The 20733-nt window shown below is 68.9% G+C and carries 20 protein-coding genes; 11 read left to right on the forward strand and 9 right to left on the reverse strand.

What is annotated here, in order from left to right:
- Nucleotides 1–47 precede the first annotated feature (47 nt).
- Both HSX14_RS02345 and rpiA read right to left on the reverse strand, forming a co-directional pair.
- Complete coding sequence (locus tag HSX14_RS02345; RefSeq protein ID WP_173175196.1) at nt 48–1289, reverse strand: tetratricopeptide repeat protein; 1242 nt, start codon at nt 1287–1289, stop codon at nt 48–50.
- Nucleotides 1290–1435: 146 nt separating this feature from the next.
- Complete coding sequence (gene rpiA / locus HSX14_RS02350; RefSeq protein ID WP_173175194.1) at nt 1436–2107, reverse strand: ribose-5-phosphate isomerase RpiA; 672 nt, start codon at nt 2105–2107, stop codon at nt 1436–1438.
- A 111-nt stretch (nt 2108–2218) separates the two neighbouring features.
- Between rpiA and ilvA the strand changes: the two genes are divergently transcribed.
- Genes ilvA through HSX14_RS02370 form a run of 4 tightly spaced genes read left to right on the forward strand, consistent with a single transcriptional unit; the run spans nt 2219 to nt 5986 of the window.
- On the forward strand, nt 2219–3763 hold the full coding sequence (gene ilvA, locus HSX14_RS02355) for a threonine ammonia-lyase, biosynthetic (RefSeq protein ID WP_274384598.1): 1545 nt from the start codon (nt 2219–2221) through the stop codon (nt 3761–3763).
- 50 nt (nt 3764–3813) lie between these two features.
- Nucleotides 3814–4257 carry a DUF2269 family protein gene (locus HSX14_RS02360; protein ID WP_173175190.1) on the forward strand — a complete coding sequence of 148 codons (444 nt, stop codon included), beginning with the start codon at nt 3814–3816 and terminating at the stop codon, nt 4255–4257.
- A 2-nt stretch (nt 4258–4259) separates the two neighbouring features.
- On the forward strand, nt 4260–5516 hold the full coding sequence (locus HSX14_RS02365; protein ID WP_173175188.1) for an SDR family oxidoreductase: 1257 nt from the start codon (nt 4260–4262) through the stop codon (nt 5514–5516).
- The gene (locus HSX14_RS02370; RefSeq protein ID WP_173175186.1) at nt 5513–5986 is read left to right on the forward strand and encodes a DUF2269 family protein; all 474 of its coding nucleotides are present in this window, start codon (nt 5513–5515) and stop codon (nt 5984–5986) included. Before HSX14_RS02365 ends, HSX14_RS02370 begins: the two co-directional genes overlap by 4 nt.
- A gap of 6 nt (nt 5987–5992) precedes the next feature.
- Here HSX14_RS02370 and HSX14_RS02375 read toward each other — a convergent pair whose 3' ends face one another.
- A complete protein-coding gene (locus HSX14_RS02375; RefSeq protein WP_173175184.1) occupies nt 5993–6646 on the reverse strand; it encodes a histidinol-phosphatase in 654 nt (217 codons plus the stop codon).
- Between the two features lie 144 nt (nt 6647–6790).
- On the opposite strand from HSX14_RS02375, the gene HSX14_RS02380 reads away from it, so the two are divergent.
- The 3 genes from HSX14_RS02380 to HSX14_RS02390 all read left to right on the forward strand — a co-directional run bounded on the left by HSX14_RS02380 (nt 6791) and on the right by HSX14_RS02390 (nt 10680).
- Complete coding sequence (locus HSX14_RS02380; RefSeq protein ID WP_111263513.1) at nt 6791–7270, forward strand: RNA pyrophosphohydrolase; 480 nt, start codon at nt 6791–6793, stop codon at nt 7268–7270.
- A gap of 22 nt (nt 7271–7292) precedes the next feature.
- On the forward strand, nt 7293–9572 hold the full coding sequence (gene ptsP, locus HSX14_RS02385; RefSeq protein WP_111263487.1) for a phosphoenolpyruvate--protein phosphotransferase: 2280 nt from the start codon (nt 7293–7295) through the stop codon (nt 9570–9572).
- A 73-nt stretch (nt 9573–9645) separates the two neighbouring features.
- A complete protein-coding gene (locus HSX14_RS02390) occupies nt 9646–10680 on the forward strand; it encodes a sensor domain-containing diguanylate cyclase (protein ID WP_173175181.1) in 1035 nt (344 codons plus the stop codon).
- Here HSX14_RS02390 and HSX14_RS02395 read toward each other — a convergent pair.
- Nucleotides 10677–11423, reverse strand: a complete 747-nt coding sequence (locus HSX14_RS02395; RefSeq protein ID WP_173175173.1) for an NRDE family protein — start codon at nt 11421–11423, stop codon at nt 10677–10679. The genes HSX14_RS02390 and HSX14_RS02395 overlap by 4 nt on opposite strands.
- Before the next feature lie 118 nt (nt 11424–11541).
- Between HSX14_RS02395 and HSX14_RS02400 the strand changes: the two genes are divergently transcribed.
- From HSX14_RS02400 to HSX14_RS02410, 3 genes are read left to right on the forward strand one after another with little or no spacing between them, the layout of a single operon-like run.
- Complete coding sequence (locus HSX14_RS02400) at nt 11542–12324, forward strand: sulfite exporter TauE/SafE family protein (protein ID WP_173175165.1); 783 nt, start codon at nt 11542–11544, stop codon at nt 12322–12324.
- A gap of 9 nt (nt 12325–12333) precedes the next feature.
- Nucleotides 12334–13134, forward strand: coding sequence for a prolipoprotein diacylglyceryl transferase (gene lgt / locus HSX14_RS02405; protein ID WP_173175163.1), 801 nt, complete (start codon nt 12334–12336; stop codon nt 13132–13134).
- Complete coding sequence (locus tag HSX14_RS02410; RefSeq protein WP_173175161.1) at nt 13131–13925, forward strand: thymidylate synthase; 795 nt, start codon at nt 13131–13133, stop codon at nt 13923–13925. The genes lgt and HSX14_RS02410 overlap by 4 nt, the downstream gene beginning before the upstream one ends.
- A 150-nt stretch (nt 13926–14075) precedes the next feature.
- Here HSX14_RS02410 and HSX14_RS02415 read toward each other — a convergent pair whose 3' ends face one another.
- The 3 genes from HSX14_RS02415 to HSX14_RS02425 form a co-directional block, all read right to left on the reverse strand.
- A complete protein-coding gene (locus HSX14_RS02415; RefSeq protein WP_173175159.1) occupies nt 14076–15443 on the reverse strand; it encodes a GTPase/DUF3482 domain-containing protein in 1368 nt (455 codons plus the stop codon).
- Nucleotides 15436–16824: a DUF2868 domain-containing protein gene (locus HSX14_RS02420; protein WP_173175157.1), complete on the reverse strand. Its 1389-nt coding sequence runs from the start codon at nt 16822–16824 to the stop codon at nt 15436–15438. The genes HSX14_RS02415 and HSX14_RS02420 overlap by 8 nt, the downstream gene beginning before the upstream one ends.
- Nucleotides 16825–16920: 96 nt before the next feature.
- The gene (locus HSX14_RS02425; protein ID WP_173175155.1) at nt 16921–18072 is read right to left on the reverse strand and encodes a glycerophosphodiester phosphodiesterase; all 1152 of its coding nucleotides are present in this window, start codon (nt 18070–18072) and stop codon (nt 16921–16923) included.
- A gap of 157 nt (nt 18073–18229) precedes the next feature.
- On the opposite strand from HSX14_RS02425, the gene HSX14_RS02430 reads away from it, so the two are divergent.
- On the forward strand, nt 18230–18742 hold the full coding sequence (locus HSX14_RS02430) for a dihydrofolate reductase (protein WP_173175153.1): 513 nt from the start codon (nt 18230–18232) through the stop codon (nt 18740–18742).
- Between the two features lie 88 nt (nt 18743–18830).
- Here the strand turns inward: HSX14_RS02430 and HSX14_RS02435 are convergent, their stop codons facing one another.
- Nucleotides 18831–19289: a metallophosphoesterase family protein gene (locus HSX14_RS02435; protein WP_228723602.1), complete on the reverse strand. Its 459-nt coding sequence runs from the start codon at nt 19287–19289 to the stop codon at nt 18831–18833.
- A gap of 43 nt (nt 19290–19332) precedes the next feature.
- A complete protein-coding gene (locus HSX14_RS02440) occupies nt 19333–20712 on the reverse strand; it encodes a nucleobase:cation symporter-2 family protein (protein ID WP_173175148.1) in 1380 nt (459 codons plus the stop codon).
- Nucleotides 20713–20733 lie beyond the last annotated feature (21 nt).

Consider the following 20733-nt stretch of genomic DNA (forward strand, 5'->3'; position numbering starts at 1 on the left):
GATGTTCCACGGGGCGCTTCGCAAGCGACGCGCCCCGTGGACTGGGCTCAATACCAGGGACGCTCTACCTGGGGCAGGCTGAGGGTCTTGTCGCGGTAGTTGGCCTGGGCGGCCTTGATGTCGGTGCGCAGGGCTTTGGCTTCCCGCAGCAGGTCGTTCACCTCGGCTTCCGGGGGGTTGAAGCCGGCCCCTGCGAGCCGCGTGATTACCAGGGTGCCGTCACGGTTACCTTCCACCAGGGCGATGGTCGCCCAGATGAATGCCTGCTTGTACTCACCCTTGAGCAGGTTGAGGGCGGCGACAGTGCTCTGGCCGAACGGTTCGCCCTTCCGGGCCTCGGCGTCGCACCAGGCGAGCACTTGCTGGGCTTGGGCCGGATCGCCGGCGCCATTGGCGCGTATCAGGCCCGGTGCGAAGATGCGGCAACCCAGGCTCGATGCCAGGCGATCGCCCTTGGCGGACGCGTCAGCGAGCAGCTTGCGGTAGTCCGCCTCGCTGATGAGCGCACCCTCACCCTCGCCAAAGGCCCCGGCCAGATAAAGCATCTTCACCTGGGCGTTGCTCTGGCCGTATTGCTCGTAGACCGCCTTGCGCCGGGCCGGGTCCTCCAGCGCGGGGATGTGGCCGTCGAACAGCCCCATCAGCACCGACGGGTAGCCGGAAGGGCCGTGCTGCGCCAGGTACTCGTAGGCCTTCACGACCTTTTCCTGGTCGAGCTTGCCCAGGGTGGCATCGCCATACAGGGTAGCCAGGCCCTGCTGGGCATGCAGGCGATGGCCTTCGACGGTGGCTTTCTCGGCGACTTCCTGCAGCAGGCTCTCCGCCTTGTCGAGGTCCTGCTGGAAGGGGGCGTTGCCGTTGAGCAGGGCCAGGCCCAGCAGCAGCTTGGCGGTGTAGGAGCCTTGGGCGGCACCTTTCTCCAGGAAGCCCTTCGACTGCTGCAGGTCGACCTTCTGGCCGAACTGCTCGTCTTCCAGGTACCGGCTCAGCATGTAGGAGGCATCACCGTTGCCGTTGAGGGACGACTGGGTGTAGAGCGCGAAGGCCTTGTTGAAATCCTGTGCGACGCCGTCGCCGCGTTCGTACATCTTGGCCAGCATGTACTGGGCGCGGGGTTCCTTTTCCTCGGCGGCGCTTTCCAGCAGCTCATGGGCTTCCTGCATCTGCTGCGGTGCGGTGGTATCCGGGCGGTACAGGCCGATGGCCTTGTCGGTCTTCTCGACGGGGGTTTCGAAGCAGCCACTGAGCAGCAGGCACAGCGACAGCGTGATGAAGGCTTCCTTCTTCATGGCATTCCTTTATGGGAGGGGAGTGTTTCGCGGGGGCAGAGCCTATCAGAGGTGGAGGCTTGATGGCATTTTGATGCTGAGGTGCCGGGCAGTGGCCGGTTGTCGCATTACAGGAGCCCGGCACGTTGCATGCCGGGCTCGGATTCTTACGCCTTCAGCGTCTTCACGCCTTCGGCTGTGCCGAGCAGCAGCAGGTCGGCGGGGCGGGCGGCGAAGAGGCCGTTGGTGACCACGCCGACGATGGCGTTGATCTGCGCTTCCAGGGTCACCGGGTCGGTGATCGAGAGGTTGTGCACGTCGAGGATGATGTTGCCGTTGTCGGTGACCACGCCTTCGCGGTAGACCGGGTCGCCGCCCAGCTTCACCAGCTGGCGTGCCACGTGGCTGCGGGCCATGGGGATGACCTCCACCGGCAGCGGGAAGGCGCCGAGCACCGGCACCAGCTTGCTGCCGTCGGCGATGCAGATGAAGGTGCGCGCCACGGCGGCGACGATCTTCTCGCGGGTCAGGGCGGCGCCGCCACCCTTGATCAGGTTCAGGTGCGCGTCGCTCTCGTCGGCGCCGTCCACGTAGAACTCCAGGGCGTCCACCGCGTTCAGGTCGTAGACCGGGATGCCGTGGCCCTTCAGGCGTTGGGCGGTGGCTTCGGAGCTGGCGACCGCGCCGTCGAAGGCCATCTTGTGCTGAGCCAGGGCGTCGATGAAGAAGTTGGCGGTCGATCCGGTGCCGACGCCGACGACGCTCTTGCTGTCGAGCAGCGGGAGGATATGGTCGACTGCGGCCTGGGCGACTGCCTGCTTGAGCTGGTCCTGGGTCATGCTGGTGGTCCACGTATGAAAGGAAATGCGGGCGCGGATTATAGCCGGTCGGCGCGGTAAAACCCCGCATTCTCTGTGGTCGGGCGACGAAGCCCTGGGGTAGACTCGCCCATCCCCGCATGCCCCGCCAGTGAAGCCGTGATGCTCGAAGACTACGTGAAGAAGACCCTCACCTCGCGCGTTTATGACGTGGCGGTGGAAACCCCCCTGCAACCCGCGCTGCGCCTGTCCGAACGCCTCGGCAACCAGGTGCTGCTCAAGCGCGAGGACCTGCAGCCGGTGTTCTCCTTCAAGATTCGCGGCGCCTACAACAAGCTGGCGCAGCTCACTGCCGAGGAGCTGGCGCGTGGCGTGGTCACCGCCTCGGCCGGCAACCACGCCCAGGGCCTGGCCCTGGCGGCCCGCGAGCTGGGGATCAAGGCGACCATCGTGATGCCGCGCACCACACCCGAGCTCAAGGTCCAGGGCGTGCGCGCCCGGGGCGGCAAGGTGGTGCTGCACGGCGATGCCTTCCCCGAGGCGCTGGCCTATTCGCTGAAGCTGGTGGACGAGAAGGGCTACGTCTATATCCACCCCTACGACGACCCGCACGTGATCGCCGGGCAGGGCACGGTGGCGATGGAGATCCTCCGCCAGCACCCCGGGCGCCTGGACGCCATCTTCGTGCCGGTGGGCGGCGGCGGCCTGATCGCCGGCATCGCCGCCTACGTGAAGTACCTGCGCCCCGAGGTGAAGGTGATCGGCGTCGAGCCGGACGACTCCAACTGCCTGCAGGCCGCCATGGCCGCCGGCGAGCGCGTGGTGCTGGGCCAGGTCGGGCTGTTCGCCGATGGCGTGGCCGTGGCGCAGATCGGCCAGCACACCTTCGACATCTGCCGCGAGCACGTGGACGAGGTGATCACCGTCAGCACCGACGAGATCTGCGCGGCGATCAAGGACATCTACGACGACACCCGCTCCATCACCGAGCCGGCCGGCGCCCTGGCCGTGGCCGGGATCAAGAAGTACGTGGAGCGCGAAGGCAGTACGGGGCAGACCCTGGTGGCCATCGACTCGGGCGCCAACATCAACTTCGACCGCCTGCGTCACGTGGCCGAGCGCGCCGAACTGGGCGAGAAGCGCGAGGCGATCATCGCGGTGACCATCCCCGAGCGCCCGGGCAGCTTCAAGGCCTTCTGCGAGGCCATCGGCAAGCGCCAGATCACCGAATTCAACTACCGCTACAACACCGAGGCCGAGGCGCACATCTTCGTCGGCGTGCAGACCCACCCGGAGAACGACCCGCGCGAGGCTCTGGTGCAGAGCCTGCGCGACCAGGGTTTCCCGGTGCTGGACCTGACCGACAACGAGCTGGCCAAGCTGCACATCCGCCACATGGTCGGCGGGCATGCGGCGCGGGTGGAGGACGAGTCGATCTTCCGCTTCGAATTCCCCGAGCGCCCCGGCGCGCTGTTCAACTTCCTCAACAAGCTGGGCGGGCGCTGGAACATCACCCTGTTCCACTACCGCAACCACGGCGCCGCCGACGGCCGCGTGGTGGCCGGGCTGCAGGTGCCGGCGGACGAGCGCCACCTGATCCCCGCGGCGCTGGAAGAGATCGGCTACCCCTATTGGGACGAGAGCGACAACCCGGCCTACCGGCTGTTCCTCGGCTGACGGCGGCGGCCATCTACACTTTGCTCGTCGCCCGGATGGAGTGAATGACAATGGATGACTACCTGATGCTGCAGATACTGCACGGCTCGCTGACCTTCCTGCTGTTCGTCGTCGCCGGCGGCCTGCTGTGGGGCGTGCTGCGAGCCTGGCACGGCGGCCTGGGTGGCTGGGCGCCGAACCTGCGCCAATCGGTGCTGTTCGGCGTACCGGCGTTGCTGGCCCTGGGCGTGGCCCTGCCGATCACTGGCTGGTGGCTGCTGGCCCTGGCGCAGATCCCCTTCGGCCTGACCTGGGTGCTGGGCAGTTCCATCCTCTATCTGCTGGCCGGCATCGCCTGGCTGGCCTTCACCCGGCGCCTGCTGGTGCTGCACGCCGGCGACGCGCCGAATGCCGCCCCGCGCAGCCGTTTCCTCGGCTTCAGCCTGGGTTATGGCGCGGTCGGCTTCCTGCTGCTGCTGGCCATCCTCGTACTGACTCTGGCCAAGCCGGCCTGAGCTTGACCAGGCGCATCCTGCTGGTCGGTGCCAGCGGCTTCATCGGCCGTCATCTGCTGCGTGCCCTGTCCGCCGGTGGCCACGAGGTCGTCGCCACCTCCCGCTCGGGGGCGGGCGACGACCTGCCGGGCGTGGCCTGGCAGCCGCTCGATCTGCAACGCCTGGCTGACGACCCCCTTCAATTCCCCTGGCCTGCCGGCATCGACCTGGTGATCAATGCCGCCGGTGCCCTGGACCCTGACCTGGCGCGCCAGGCCCACCTGCAGGCCGACGGCGCCTGCGCCCTGTTCGATCTCGCCGCCCGCCATGGTGCGGCGGTGCTGCAGGTGTCCGCCCTCGGTGCCGGGGACTGCGAGGTGCCTTTCCTCGCCAGCAAGGCGCGCGCGGATGCGCACCTGCTGGCCCTGGGCATTCCCGCCGTGGTGCTGCGCCCCTCCCTGGTGCTGGGCGAGGGCGGGGCCAGCAGCGCCTGGCTGGAGCGCCTCGCACCCCTGCCGCTGGCGCCCCTGCTGGACACCCGCGCGCGAAGCATGCCGCTGCATGTGGACGACCTGGTCGGTGCGGTGCTGGCGTTGCTGCGGCGCTGGCCGGAACAACCGCAGGTGCTGGAGCTGGTCGGGCCCGAGGCGCTGACCCAGGGCGAGCTGCTCGACCGCCTGCGTGGGCGCCTGGGCTGGAGCCCGGCGCGCTATCTCCAGCTGCCGGGAGCGCTGGCGGGCATCGCCGCGCGCCTGCACCTGCTCGATCCGCAACTGCTGGAGCTGGCACGGCGGGACAACCTGGGCGACGCCGCGCCGCTGGAGCGGCTCGGTGGCTTTCGCCCGGCGCGGCTCGACCAGCGCCTGGACTCGGCCTGGCCGCAGAAGGCCCGTGCCGTGAACGGCTGGCTGCGCCCGGCGATGATCATCGTCCTGGCCTTGATCTGGCTGGGCACCGCGCTGGTCTGCCTCGGCCCGGGTTTCGACTGGGGGCTGAGGATCATGGCGGAGATGGGTGTCACCGGCGTGCCGGCCAAGCTGGCGGTGGTCGGGGGCGCGCTGCTGGATGGGCTGCTGGGCATCGGCATGCTGCTGCGTCGCTGGCGCCGCCACGCGCTGCTCGCGCAGCTCGGCCTGATGCTGGCCTATACGGCGCTGATCAGCCTGCTGCTTCCGCACTACTGGGCCGACCCTTATGCTGCGGTCGGCAAGAACCTCGTGCTCATGGTCGCCACCCTCTGGGTGCTGTGGCTGGAGCCCTCGCAACGGAAAACCGGATGAGCCTGTACCTGCTGCTGAAGACCCTGCACATCATGTCCTCGACCCTGCTGTTCGGCACCGGCCTGGGCTCGGCCTACTACGCCCTGCGTGCCTGGCGCAGCCAGCGGGTGGAGGTGATCGCCGTGACCTTCCGCCACCTGGTCACCGCCGACTGGCTGTTCATCGCCACCACGGCGGTGTTCCAGCCGCTGAGCGGCCTGGCCCTGGCCAAGCTGGCGGGCTGGCCGCTGAACCAGGTCTGGCTGCTGTGGAGCGTGGGGCTCTATGTGTTCGCCGGGCTCTGCTGGCTGCCGGTGGTGTGGCTGCAGATCCGTGTGCGCGACATGGCGCGCGATGCGCTGGCCGGGGGCCAGGAGCTGCCGGCCAGGGCCCACCTTTATATGAAGGTCTGGTTCGCCCTGGGCTGGCCGGCCTTCATCGCCTTCGTCGGCATCTTCTTCCTGATGGTGATCAAGCCGCTCTCGCTCTGAGGCGGCTCAGCGCAGGGAGATCACCGGCCAGCCGCGACGCTCGGCCTCGGCGCGCAGCTTGGGGTCGGGGTCGACCGCCACCGGGCGGGTCACCCGCTCCAGCAGCGGCAGGTCGTTCAGCGAGTCGCTGTAGAAGCTGGCGCCTTCCAGGCTCAGGCCGGTCTCGGCGAGCCAGCGCTCGAGGCGGGTCACCTTGCCTTCGCGGAAGCAGGGCACGTCGGTGGTGCGCCCGGTGTAGCGGCCGTCCGCCATCTCGCACTCGGTGGCCAGCAGTGTCTCGACCCCCAGGCGCGCGGCGATGGGGCCGGTGACGAAGCGGTTGGTGGCGGTGATGATCACCAGCTTGTCGCCTGCCGCGCGGTGCTCGGCCAGCAATGCCTCGCCCTTGGCCAGGATGATCGGCTCGACGCAGTCGCGCATGAACTCGCGGTGCCACTGGTCCAGCTGGGCCATCTCGGTGCGGCCGAGGATTTCCAGGCTGAAGTTCAGGTAGTCGGTGATGTCCAGGCGGCCGGCCAGGTAGTCCTGGTAGAACGCGTCGTTGCGGGACTTGTAGGCATCGCCGTCGAGGATGCCGCGTTCGCACAGGTAGTCGCCCCAGGCGTGGTCGCTGTCGCCGCCGAGGAGGGTGTTGTCGAGATCGAAAAGGGCCAGGCGCACGTCAATTACCTTGGATCGAAACTACGGAGGGCGGCCAGAATAACCACTTTTCCCCGGCCTGCCCATTGCGCGAAAAGCCCGCATTGCCGCGTTTACGGGCTTTGTGGAACAATGCCGGAACATGCGTATGCGAGGTTGTTCGTCGTGATCGATCCCGATGGTTTCCGCCCCAATGTCGGCATCATTCTCGCCAATGATGCCGGGCAGGTGCTTTGGGCTCGGCGTATCAACCAGGATGCCTGGCAGTTCCCCCAGGGAGGCATCAACCCCCGCGAGACGCCGGAAGAGGCGCTGTTCCGCGAGCTGAACGAGGAAGTCGGTCTCGAGGAGCGGGATGTGAAAATACTTGCATGCACCCGGGGCTGGTTGCGCTATCGTCTGCCGCAGCGTCTGGTGCGGACCCACAGCCAACCCCTGTGCATCGGGCAGAAACAGAAATGGTTCCTGCTGCGCCTGCAGTCGGATGAGAACCGGGTACGCATGGACCTGACCGGCAAGCCCGAGTTCGATGGCTGGCGTTGGGTCAGCTACTGGTATCCGCTGGGGCAGGTCGTGACCTTCAAGCGAGAAGTCTACCGCCGTGCCCTCAAGGAATTAGCCCCGCGCCTGCTGGCGCAAGACTGACCCGGAGAAAGGCTACAAGGCCATGCTCAATACGCTGCGCAAGATCGTCCAGGAAGTGAACGCCGCCAAGGATCTGAAGGCGGCGTTGGCGATCATCGTGCTGCGGGTCAAGGAGGCCATGGGTAGCCAGGTCTGTTCCGTCTACCTGCTGGACCCCGAATCCAACCGTTTCGTGCTGATGGCCACCGAGGGCCTGAACAAGCGCTCCATCGGCAAGGTCAGCATGGCCCCCAACGAGGGCCTGGTCGGCCTGGTCGGCACCCGCGAGGAGCCGCTCAACCTCGAGCACGCCGCCGACCACCCCCGCTACCGCTACTTCGCCGAGACCGGCGAGGAGCGCTACGCCTCCTTCCTCGGCGCGCCGATCATCCACCACCGCCGGGTGATGGGCGTACTGGTCGTGCAGCAGAAGGAGCGCCGCCAGTTCGACGAGGGCGAGGAAGCCTTCCTCGTCACCATGAGCGCCCAGCTCGCGGGCGTCATCGCCCATGCCGAGGCCACCGGCTCGATCCGTGGCCTGGGCCGCCAGGGCAAGGGTATCCAGGAAGCCAAGTTCGTCGGTGTGCCGGGCGCCCCGGGCGCTGCCGTGGGCACCGCCGTGGTGGTGCTGCCGCCGGCCGACCTGGAAGTGGTGCCCGACCGCGCCGTCGATGACATCGAGGCCGAGGTCGAGCGCTTCAAGCAGGCCCTGGAGTCGGTGCGCGAGGACATGCGTCGCCTGTCGAGCAAGCTGGCCACCCAGCTGCGCCCCGAGGAGCGGGCGCTGTTCGACGTCTACCTGATGATGCTCGACGACGCCTCCATCGGCCTGGAGGTGAAGAAGGTCATCCGCTCCGGCCAGTGGGCCCAGGGTGCCCTGCGCCAGGTGGTGATGGAGCACGTCAAGCGCTTCGAACTGATGGACGATGCCTACCTGCGCGAGCGCGCCTCCGACGTCAAGGACCTCGGTCGCCGCCTGCTCGCGTACCTGCAGGAGGAGCGCAAGCAGAACCTGGTGTACCAGGACAACACCATCCTGGTCAGCGAGGAGCTGTCCCCGGCCATGCTGGGCGAGGTGCCCGAGGGCAAGCTGGTGGGCCTGATCTCCGTGCTCGGCTCCGGCAACTCCCACGTCGCCATCCTCGCCCGCGCCATGGGTATTCCCACGGTCATGGGCGTGGTCGACCTGCCGTACTCGAAGGTCGACGGCATCGAACTGATCGTCGACGGCTACCACGGCGAAGTCTTCACCAACCCCTCCGCCGAGCTGCGCAAGCAGTACAGCGAAGTGGTCGAGGAGGAGCGCCAGCTGGTCAAGGGCCTCGACGCCCTGCGCAGCCTGCCCTGCGAGACCCTCGACGGCCACCGCATGCCGCTGTGGGTGAACACCGGCCTGCTGGCCGACGTGACCCGTGCCCAGGAGCGCGGCGCCGAAGGCGTCGGCCTGTACCGCACCGAAGTGCCGTTCATGATCAACGAGCGCTTCCCCAGCGAGAAGGAGCAGCTCGCGATCTACCGCGAGCAGCTCGCCGCCTTCCATCCGCTGCCGGTGACCATGCGCACCCTGGACATCGGTGGCGACAAGGCGCTCTCCTACTTCCCGATCAAGGAAAGCAACCCCTTCCTCGGCTGGCGCGGCATCCGCGTCACCCTCGACCACCCGGAAATCTTCCTGGTGCAGGTGCGCGCCATGCTCAAGGCCAGCGAAGGCCTGAACAACCTGCGCATCCTGCTGCCGATGATCTCCGGCGTGCAGGAACTGGAAGAGTCCCTGCACCTGATCCACCGCGCCTGGGGCGAGGTGCGCGACGAGGGCGTCGACATCCCCATGCCGCCGGTCGGCGTGATGATCGAGATCCCCGCCGCCGTGTACCAGACCCGCGAGCTGGCGCGCCAGGTCGACTTCCTCTCGGTCGGCTCCAACGACCTGACCCAGTACCTGCTGGCCGTGGACCGCAACAACCCGCGCGTCGCCGATCTCTACGACTACCTGCACCCGGCGGTGCTGCAGGCGCTGGTCAAGGTGGTCAACGATGCCCACACCGAAGGCAAGCCGGTGAGCATCTGCGGCGAGATGGCCGGTGATCCCGCCGCCGCCGTCCTGCTGCTGGCCATGGGCTTCGACAGCCTGTCGATGAACGCCACCAACCTGCCCAAGGTGAAGTGGCTGCTGCGCCAGGTCAGCCTGAGCAAGGCGCGCGAGCTCCTCGACCAGCTGATGGGCATCGACAACCCGCAGGTCATCCACAGTTCCCTGCACCTGGCCCTGCGCAACCTGGGCCTGGGCCGCGTGATCAACCCGGCCGCGACCATCCAGGCCTGAGCCCCCGCCGGCGGTCGCGTCCAGCCCAACCAGATGCCATGGGCCTGCGCTGGCATCGCCGGAAAGGTGGCTTATGGACGAGCTGGCATCCGAAGAACATCCCTACGGCACGACCCGCGAAGAAATAGAGCGGACCCTTCGCCACGCCCTGGAGATCGTCAGCGACGGCATCTGGGACTGGAACATGATCACCCACCATGTGCACCGCAGCCCCGGCTGGTACGCCATGCTCGGCTTCCCCCGCGACGGCCTGCCGGAGGACGTGGACACCTGGAAGAGCGTGATCCATCCCGATGACTTCGACGGCGTGATGCAGGGCTTCCAGGCCTACCTCGACGGCCACCGCGCCGAATACGCCGAGGAGTACCGTTGCCTCTGCCAGGACGGCAGCTACCTGTGGATAAGCGATCATGGCCGTTTCGTCGAGTTCGACGACCAGGGCCGGCCGACGCGGATGATCGGCGCCCATCGCAACATCCACGAGCGCAAGCTTGCCGAGCTGGCGCTGCAGCAGCGCAACGAGGAGCTGCAGCACATCAACCGTGATCTCGAGGCCCTGATCGAACTGCGTACCGAGGCCCTGGCCGAGGCCAATCGTGCGCTCGCGGAACAGGTCAGGGCCGCGGTGCAGCTGGCCGAGACCGACCCGCTCACCTCGGTGTTCAACCGTCGCAAGTTCCAGGCCTGCCTGGAGCACGAGTGGCAGCGCTTCGTGCGCCATGGCCACCCCACCGGCCTGCTGATGTTCGACCTCGACCACTTCAAGCGCATCAACGACAGCCTGGGCCATGCCGTCGGCGACCAGGTGCTGGTGGCGGTCACCGCCTGCCTGGGCGCGGTGCTGCGCGAGGAGGATTGCCTGGCCCGCTGGGGCGGCGAGGAATTCATCGTGCTGTTGCCGGACACCGGCCCCGAAGCCCTGTTTCTGCTGGCCCAGCGGCTGCACGCACGGGTGCCGGAAGCCTGCCCGCAACTGCCCTGGCGGCTCACGGCCAGTTTCGCGGTGGCCGGCATGCAGCCGGGGGAGAGCGTCGAGGCGCTGTTGCGGCGCCTCGACGAGGGGCTCTACCGCGCCAAGGAACGGCGCGACTGCATCGAGCGCTGCTAGAGCTGGAGCGCCACATCCCCCAGGTGCCCGCCGTGGGGACCGTAGCTGCGCTCCACCAGCTCGCGGCGCCCGTCGGCATGAACGATCAGCGCGGTGCTGGCGCGGGTGCCGTAGGTGCGGGTGGCGATGAACACCGGTGAAAGCATGCGCTCGGTGTTCAGGCCCACCCCGGTGTCGGGGAGGATCGCGTCCGGCGCGGCCTCGGGGTCGTGCATCAGGTTGAGCAGGGTGTCGGTGTTGACCTGCTCCAGGCATTCGGCGAGCGCCGCCTTGGCTCGTTCGACCTTCGGCCAGGGCGTGTCCAGGTCGGCGTTGGACAGCCCGTAGATGCCGGCGGCCAGCCTTCTCGGGCCGCCGCTGCGGGGGTTGAGGAAACACAGCTCGCGGGCATCGCCCACCAGCAGGTTGAAGCCGGCGTAGTCACCGGCGCGGCGCTGCGCGTCGGCGAGGAACTCGCCCGGGCCCATCTCGCCGCTGAGGAACTGCACGCACAGCTCGCCTCGGGAGCGGCCCACCGGGGGCAGGCGCGGGTCGCGGATATTGGTCAGCGCGGCGAAGCGGCCATCCGGGCCGAGGCCCAGCCAGGTCCCCCCGGCTTCGAGGTCGCGTCCTGCGTACAGCCCCGGCGCGTCTTTCCATGCGGCCAGTGGCTGGGTGGGGCGGGCGTAGAACTCATCACGGTTTGCGGCGAGCACCAGGGGAGTCTGGTGACCCGGTCGCCAGGCGAATGCGATCAGGCACATCTGGAGTGGTCTCCTTGTTTGTCGGCGAGTCTAGCAGCCCGCTGCAGGACATCCATCGTCCCGATTGGAGCGCGACGCGGGCTTCCGTTACCATGCCGCTTTGCTCTCGGGGGTGTCGATGGAATTCCTGCTGTACCTGGTACTCGGCGCCTGCGCCGGCGTGCTCGCGGGGCTGTTCGGCGTCGGTGGCGGCATGATCATCGTGCCGGTTCTGGTGCTCAGCTTCACCGCCCAGGGATTCGACCCCAGCGTCCTCACCCACCTCGCCGTGGGCACCTCGCTGGCGACCATCATCTTCACGTCGGTCAACGCCGTGCGCGAGCACCATCGCAAGGGCGCCGTGCGCTGGCACATCTTCGCCTGGATGACCCTCGGCATCCTTCTCGGCGCCGCGCTGGGTTCGCTCACCGCCAAGGCGATCCAGGGGCCCATGCTGCAGAAAATCATCGGTTGCTTCGCCATCCTGGTTTCCATCCAGATGGCCCTGGACCTCAGGCCCAAGGCCAGCCGCGAGGTACCCGGCAAACCCGGGCTGACCGGCGCCGGCGTCTTCATCGGCTGGGCCTCGGCGATCTTCGGCATCGGCGGCGGCTCGCTGACCGTGCCCTTCCTCACCTGGCGCAGCGTGCCCATGCAGCAGGCGGTGGCGACCTCCTCCGCCTGCGGGCTGCCCATCGCCCTGGCCAGTGCCCTGTCGTTCATGGTGCTGGGCTGGAACGAGCCGCACCTGCCGCAGTGGAGCCTCGGCTTCGTCTATCTCCCCGCGCTGGCCGGCATCGCGCTGACCAGCATGTTCTTCGCCCGCTTCGGCGCGCGCCTGGCCCATCGCCTGTCGCCGCGCCTGCTCAAGCGCCTGTTCGCCCTGCTGCTGTTCGCGGTCGGGCTGAGTTTTCTGATCTAAGGAGTCGTGATGCTGGCTTATCCCCAGATCGATCCGGTGGCCCTGAGCCTCGGACCCCTGAAAATCCACTGGTACGGCTTGATGTACCTGATCGGCATCGGCGGTGCCTGGTGGCTGGCCTCGCGCCGGCTCAAGGCCTTCGACCCGACCTGGACCCGCGAGAAGCTCTCCGACCTGGTGTTCTGGGTCGCCCTCGGCGTGATCGCCGGCGGGCGCCTGGGCTACGTGCTGTTCTACGACCTGCCGGCCTACGTCGCCAATCCGCTGCTGATCCTCGAGGTGTGGAAGGGCGGCATGTCGTTCCACGGCGGCCTGATCGGCGTGATGCTGGCGACCCTGTGGTTCGGCCGGCGCAACGGCAAGAGCTTCTTCCAGCTGATGGACTTCATCGCTCCGCTGGTGCCGATCGGCCTGGGTGCCGGGCGCATCGGCAACTTCATCAACTCCGAGCTCTGGGGCAAGGTCACCGACGTGCCCTGGGCGATGATCTTCCCCAACGGCGGCCCGCTGCCGCGCCATCCGTCGCAGCTGTACCAGTTCGCCCTGGAGGGCGTGGCGCTGTTCGCCATCCTCTGGTTCTACTCGCGCAAGCCGCGTCCGACCATGGCCGTTTCCGGCATGTTCGCGCTGTGCTACGGCATCTTCCGCTTCATCGTCGAGTTCGTCCGCGTGCCGGACGCCCAGCTCGGCTACCTCGCCTTCGGCTGGCTGACCATGGGCCAGGTCCTCTGCGTGCCGATGATCCTCGGCGGCATCGGCCTGATCGTCTGGGCCTACCGCCGCCAGCCCGTCCAAGGAGTCGCTTCGTGAAACAGTACCTCGACCTGATGCGCCTGGTGCGCGAGACCGGCACCTTCAAGAGCGACCGCACCGGCACCGGCACCTACAGCGTGTTCGGCCACCAGATGCGCTTCGACCTGGCCGACGGCTTCCCCCTTGTGACCACCAAGAAGTGCCACCTGAAGTCCATCATCCACGAGCTGCTGTGGTTCCTGCAGGGCGACACCAACATCCGCTACCTGAAGGAAAACGGTGTCTCCATCTGGGACGAATGGGCCGACGAGAACGGCGACCTGGGCCCGGTCTACGGCTACCAGTGGCGCAGCTGGCCGGCGCCCAACGGCGAGTCGATCGACCAGATCGCCAAGCTGATCGAGATGATCCGCAAGAACCCGGACTCGCGCCGCCTGATCGTCTCCGCCTGGAACCCGGCCCTGGTCGACCAGATGGCCCTGCCGCCCTGCCACGCGCTGTTCCAGTTCTACGTGGCCGACGGCAAGCTCAGCTGCCAGCTGTACCAGCGCTCGGCGGACATCTTCCTCGGCGTGCCCTTCAACATCGCCAGCTACGCCCTGCTGACGCTGATGGTGGCGCAGGTCTGCGGCCTGACGCCCGGCGACTTCGTCTGGACCGGCGGCGACTGCCACCTCTACGCCAACCACATCGAGCAGGCCGACCTGCAGCTCACCCGCGAGCCGCTGCCCCTGCCGACCATGAAGCTCAACCCCGAGGTGAAGGACCTGCTGGCCTTCAAGTTCGAGGACTTCGAGCTGGTGGGCTACCAGGCGCACCCGCACATCAAGGCGCCGGTCGCGGTCTGACCCGCCCGTGCTTCCACAGGCACGGCTCCCTGGCTGGGAGCCCGCCTTGTGGGAGCGAATTCACTCGCGAAAGGGCACCCCGGGCTGGTACGAACAGGCTCGTGTAGGGGCGAATTCATTCGCCCAGGGCGGCGCAGCCGCCTCTCTCCATCACCCCAGCTCCGCCGCCAGCGCCTTCACCTGTTCCTGCCGCTCCGCCTGCTCCAGCTCCGCCCCGGGGTTGAGCGATGACCATTCCGGGTGCGCCCGCGCCTTGCCCAGGGCCGGGGGCAGCTTGCCCTGGCGCCACTGCTTCTCGTCCGGTGCCGCGACCCGTATGGCGTCGACGGCGGCGTGCCCGCGTGCGTCCAGGGCCTGCAGCAGCTGGCGCTGGCGCAGGGCGAGCAGGCGCAGGATGGCATCGTCCACGGTCAGCTCGCGCTGGCCCCTGATCTTGCCCAGCAGGCGTTCGCCGTAGTGGCCGACGGTCTGCCAGGCACCGCCGGCGATGGCGCCCAGGGCCGCCGCCGCGCCCAGGGTCAGGCCGCCCACCAGCAGGTCGACGCCGGCGCCAGCAGCCGCCCCCGCCGCCATGCCGCCCCCCAGGCGCACGCCGAGCTGCTTGAGGGTCTCGGGGTTGAACAGGTCGTCGCCCCAGCGCCCATCCAGCAACGGGAGGTCCCCGGCGGCGGCATCTTCCGGGCGGAAGGCGTGCAGGCGCAGCAGGGCGTCGACGCAGGCCTGCTCGCGGGCGCGTACCTGCTGGCGCAGGGCCTCGGTGGCACGGGCCAGGCTGGCCTCGTCGGCCGGCACGCTGCGCCGGCAGGCGGCGACATCCAGCAGCAGTTCGGCGATCAGTCGCGCCCCGGCCCGCTGGCGCAGGCCGCGCTGGGCCTCGTGGTCCTCGATCAGCCGTTGCAGTTGTGGCCGTGCCCGTTCCAGCAGCAGGGCCAGGCTCTCATAGAGGCGGCGCTCGCCATCCAGCGGCGGCGCCACGCTGTCGAAGCGCACCAGCGCATGCAGGCCCAGGCGGGCCAGGGCTTCGCGCCATTCGCCCTCGCGGTGGTCGTCGACCGCGACGAAATTCAGCACCGGCAGCAGCGGCCGGCCGCACATGGCCAGCACCGCCAGCTCGTCGCGGTACTTGGCCAGCACCGGCTCGCGGGCGTCGATCACGTAGAGGCCGGCGTCGGAGGCCAGCAGCTGGCGCAGCACCTTGGCCTCCTGCTCGAAGCGCTGGCGCGCCTCGCTACCGTCGAGGAAGCGTGCCAGCCGCGCCGGGCCGTCCAGGCGCTCGCCGGGGCGCTCCAGGCGTTCGAGGTAATCCAGCAGGGCGATGGCGTCTTCCAGGCCGGGGGTGTCGTAGAGCTCCAGCAGCGGCTGGCCGTCCACCGACAGGCGCGCGCCCTCCACATGGCGGGTGGTGCTGGGGCGGTGGGACACCTCGCCGAAGCCGCGGTCGCGCAGCAGGGTGCGCAGCAGCGAGGTCTTGCCGACGTTGGTGTGGCCGACCACGGCCAGTTTCAGTGCGTCAGTCATGGCCCTTCTCCAGCCAGGCGAGGGGCGAGCTGTCGGCATGCTCCAGCTCCAGGCGCGAGAGGGCCTGGTGCCATTCGCCCAGGCGCAGGCTGTCCAGCGCCGCGCCCGGTGGGGCCGGCAGCAGCCAGATGCGCGTGGCGGCGGCGCAGCGCGCCAGTTCGCCGATCAGCGCCAGGGTGCCGCGGTCCGGCGAGCGGCGCGGATCGCAGGCAATGGCCAGGCGTTGCGGGGGGAAGCGGGTGAGCTGCTCCAGCAGGCGCTGGCGTTGCTCGCGGCTGTCGAGGATGCCGGCATCGCCCACGCCGCGCGGCAGGCTGGGCGGCCAGGGGCGGCTGTCGTCCAGCTCGATGGCCACCAGCAACGCACCACTGCCGCTCTCCGGCAGGGCGGATGTCGTTCCGGGCGGCGAAAGGCCCGGATCGGCATCCAGCACGCCGAGGCGTTCGCTGGCCGGTTGCAGGCGTTCGCGCAGCAGGCCGTAGCCGGGCAGGGTGAGGTCCAGGTCGAGCCGCTCGCGGCCGCTGTGCCAGCGCCACAGGCACAGCGCCGTCAGCAGCAGGCGGGGCAGCAGGCCGTAGACCAGGGTCACCCCCAGCAGCCAGCCGGACCAGGCCTGGCGCGCATCGGCGGCGGCCACCACGTCGCTGCTGGCGCGGATGGTGCCGGCGTCCGGCAGGGCGAAGCCGAGCAGGGCGGGCAGGGCGCCCAGGGCCTGGGTCAGGGTGACGAAGGTATCGCTGCCGAGGATGGTGGTTTCCCAGACGAAGCCGTAGCGCCGGGTGGCCAGCAGTGCCAGCAGGCACAGCAGGGCGGTGCCCAGGCTGAGGCTCCAGAGCCCGTTGACCAGTGTGCCCAGCCCCCAGCGGGCGAGGCGGCGGCGTTGCAGCAGCACCATCAGCGCCGGGCCCAGCTGCGCGGCGGCGGCATCCCGGGCGAGCTTGGTGCTGAGCCACCACCAGAGGCGGCCGAGGATGCTGGCGTGGCCGCCGAAGACCAGCCCCAATAACCAGCCGAGCAGCATCAGCAGGTGCAGGCCGAGCAGGCTGCCCAGGGCCCAGAACACATTGACCGGGCGCTGGCCGTCGCCCAGGGCGGCCACCGCCAGCGTGGCGCCGGTGGCCAGGGCCACCAGCAGCAGCGCGGCGAATGCCAGGCGTGCACCTTGCAGCCAGTGCAGCAGGGCAGCCAGTTGGCCGTCGCGTTCGGCGAGCCACAGGGCGCGGGTCTGGATGCGCTGGGCGAGGTCGCCGCCGGCGGCATTGGCGCGGCGGTTGGCTTCGCCGTCCTCCAGGGGGCCGGCATGTTCTTCGCGCAGGCGCACGGCTTCGGTCAGCCAGAGGCGTTGCAGGGGAGTGAGGTTGGGCGGCGGGCTCTCGGTCACGCGGGTTCTCTTCCGGTGGGACGAGGCAGAAGCATAACCGCTGAACGGCAGGAGGGTGGAACCCCGGCCGCTGGGCCGGGGCGTCGCTGGGGGCGGTCAGGGGGCGGCCCGTTGCGCCCTCACGCGCACGGCGATGTCCGGCTGGTCGATGAACAGGCCGTCGACGCCGGCGTCGAGAAAGGCGTTGATCTCCGCCTCGATGTCGCCGCGCACCTGCGGGTCGCTGCCGTTGCGCAGGTTGGTGGGGAGGAAGGCGTTCTCCGCGCGGAAGGTATAGGGGTGCACCTTGAGCCCGGCGGCGTGGGCATCGGCGACGAAGCGCGTGGGCTGGCCCAGGTTGCCGGCGGCATCGCGGGGGATCACGTAGCTCTTGTCCGGGCCCACGCCGGCGGCGTAGCGGGCCACGGCCTTGAGGCCGGCGGCGCTGGCCATCCGGGCGTAGGTCAGGCCGCTGCCCAGCACCTGCTGGTCATAGGGCTGGCCGGCGCCGTAGAGCTGGATCAGGCGGATGCTGCTCTGCCGGGCGATGCGCTGCAGGTTGTCCACCTCGAAGGACTGGATGTACACCGCCGAGCGGCGGTCGGTGTAGCCGTTGCGCTGCAGGGTGCGCAGCAGCGGCTTCTCCATGGCCAGGCCGAGCTGCTGGAAGTGGGTCGGGTGTTTGGTCTCGATGTACAGGCCGATACGGCGCTGCTGGCTGAGTTGCAGGCTTTTCACCAGGTCGATGATCTCCTGCAGCGTGGGGATCTCGAAGGCGCCGTCCAGACGCGCATTGCCCGGGCGTACCTGGGGGATGCGCTCGATGGCCTTGAGGGTCTTCAGCTCGGCCAGGGTGAAATCCTCGCTGAACCAGCCGGTGAGCGGTACGCCGTCGACGTTCCGGGTGCGCTTGCGGTCGGCGAACTCGGGGTGCTTGCCGACGTCGGTGGTCAGTCCCAGCTCGTTGTCGTGGCGGGCCACCAGCTGGCCGTCGCGGGTCATCACCAGGTCGGGCTCGACGAAGTCGGCGCCCTGCAGGGCGGCCAGGGCGTAGGAGGCCAGGGTGTGCTCCGGCACGTAGCCGCTGGCGCCGCGATGGCCGACCACCAGCGGCTTGCCCTCGCCCTGGGCGTGGCCCTGGGTGGCGCGGGGCTGCTGGGCGGCCCAGTCGATGGCGGATTGCACCGGGTCCGGTGCGGCGAACGAACAGAGGGGCAACGTCAGGCTGCAGACCGCCAGCCAATGCCGCAGGGTAGAAGTGGATGCCATGGGGCGTCTCCTTGCGGTGGGGAAAGCGCAAGCCTGCCGCAGGATAGATGACGGTTTGTGGTGCGCCGCGCGGCAAGTGTTGCCGGGCGTGACCGACACGACAGGCAGAAAGAAAGGCCGGCTGGCCTGGCTGCCGTGCTCTGGTATTCTCGCCACCATGAAAAAGACCCTGCCCCTCGCCCTCATCGCCGCCCTCGCGCAGAACCGCGTGATCGGCCGCGACAACCAACTGCCCTGGCACCTGCCGGCGGACCTCAAGCACTTCAAGGCCCTGACCCTGGGCAAGCCGATCATCATGGGTCGCAAGACCTGGGATTCCCTCGGCCGCCCGCTGCCGGGTCGCCTCAACCTGGTGGTCAGCCGCCAGGCCGGCCTGCAGCTGGAGGGCGCCGAGGTGTTCGCCAGCCTGGAAGACGCCGTGGCCCGCGCCGAAGCCTGGGCCCGTGAGGAAGACGCCGAGGAAGTGATGCTGATCGGCGGTGCCCAGCTCTACACCCAGGGCCTGGAGCATGGTGATCGCCTGTACCTGACCCGCGTGGAACTGGCCCCGGAAGGCGATGCCTTCTTCCCCGAGGTGCCGGATGCCGATTGGCACCTGGCCTCCAGCATCGAGCACGAGGCCAGCGACACCACTCCCGCCTATGCCTTCCAGGTGTGGGAGCGGCGCTGAGCCGGCGGGAACATCCTTGGTGGACGTAAAAAGCGACGTCCACCCTACGCCCGGATCAACCCCGTAGGCGGGCCGGGCGAGACCCCGTTCAGACTTCCAGCTCGAGCAGCTCCGCGCGGATTCGCCCGTCCTCGATCAGCAGCAACCCCACCGATATCGGCAGCTTGAATCGCCGTGGCCCGGCGCTGCCCGGGTTGATGTGGAGGATGCCGTCGCGGCGGGTGATCAATGGCTTGTGGGAGTGGCCGGTGATGATGGCGTCGACGCCGCGCGTGGCGAGGTCGGCGGGGATGTCCGCCTGGTCGTGGATCAGGTAGAGGCAGGTGCCGCCGGAGCGCAGGGTGGCGTCGTGAGGGATGCGTTGCGCCCAGTGCTCGGTGTCGTTGTTGCCGCGCACCACGGTCAGGGGCGCCAGGCGGCGCAGGGTGTCGAGGATCTCGGGCTTGCCGATGTCGCCGGCATGCAGGATGTGGTCGCAGCCTTCCAGGGCCGCCAGGGCCTGGGGCCGGAGCAGGCCGTGGGTGTCGGCGATCAGGCCGATGCGCAGGGTCATGGAAGGGGCCTCGTGGGAATGCGAGGCCCATTCTGCATCACTGGGGCGTGCGCGGGGATTCCGGCAGGAACCAGTTCAGCAGCAGTGCGCAGATGCCGCCGGTGGCGACACCGGATTCCAGCACGTTGCGCAGCGCCGCCGGCATGTGCGCGAGGAACTCGGGCACCTGCGACACGCCCAGGCCGAGGGCCAGGGACACGGCGATGATCAGCAGCGCGCGACGGTCCAGCTCGATGCCGGCGAGGATGTTGATGCCCGAGGCGGCCACCGCGCCGAACATCACCATGGCCGCGCCGCCGAGCACCGGCTCGGGCACGGCCTGGATCACGCCGGCCACCGCCGGGAACAGGCCGAGGATCACCAGCACCACGGCGATCCACAGGCCGACGTGGCGGCTGGCGATGCCGGTGAGCTGGATCACGCCGTTGTTCTGTGCGAACACCGAACTGGGGAAGGTGTTGAACACGCCGGCCAGCAGCGAGTTGGCGCCGTTCACCAGCACGCCGCCCTTGATGCGCTGCATCCACAGCGGGCCTTCCACCGGCTGGCGCGAGACCTTGCTGGTGGCGGTGACGTCGCCGATGGCTTCCAGCGAGGTGACCAGGTAGATCACCAGCATCGGGACGAACAGGCTCCAGGAGAAGCCGAGCCCGAAGTGCAGCGGCATCGGCACCTGGAACAGTTCGGCCTGGTGCATGCCGGTGAAGTCCAGGCGGCCCAGGTAGCCGGCCAGGAGGTAACCCACGGCCAGGGCGATGACGATGGCGCAGCTGCGCATCCACACCACGGGGATGCGGTTGAGTACGACGATGATCGCCAGCACGGTGCCGGACAGCAGCAGGTTCTCGCCGTTGGCGAAGGTGCCGTTGGCCATGGCGCCGAAGCCGCCGCCCATGCTGATCAGGCCGACCTTGATCAGGGTCAGGCCGATCATCAGCACCACGATGCCGGTCACCAGCGGGGTGATCAGGCGTTTGACGAAGGGCAGGATGCGCGAGATGCCCATCTCCACGAAGGAGCCGGCGATCACCACGCCGAAGATGGCGGCCATCACCGCTTCCACCGGGGTGCCCTGCTTGACCATCAGTGCGCCGCCGGCGATCAGCGGGCCGACGAAGTTGAAGCTGGTGCCCTGGACGATCAGCAGCCCGGCGCCGAACGGGCCGAAGCGCTTGCACTGGACGAAGGTGGCGATGCCGGAAATCACCAGCGACATGGAGACGATCAGGTTGGTGTCGCGCGCCGAGACGCCGATGGCCTGGCAGATCAGCAGGCCGGGCGTGACGATGGGCACGATGATCGCCAGCAGGTGCTGCAGCGCGGCGAGCAGCGCCACCAGCGGGCGCGGTTTGTCGTCGAGGCCGTAGACCAGCTCGTTGCGGGGCTCGGGGGCGGAGGGGTTTTCCAGTGTGGTCATGGTGGGGGGCCGGCGAAAAAG

It is taken from the genome of Pseudomonas tohonis (assembly GCF_012767755.2).
Taxonomy (GTDB): domain Bacteria; phylum Pseudomonadota; class Gammaproteobacteria; order Pseudomonadales; family Pseudomonadaceae; genus Metapseudomonas; species Metapseudomonas tohonis.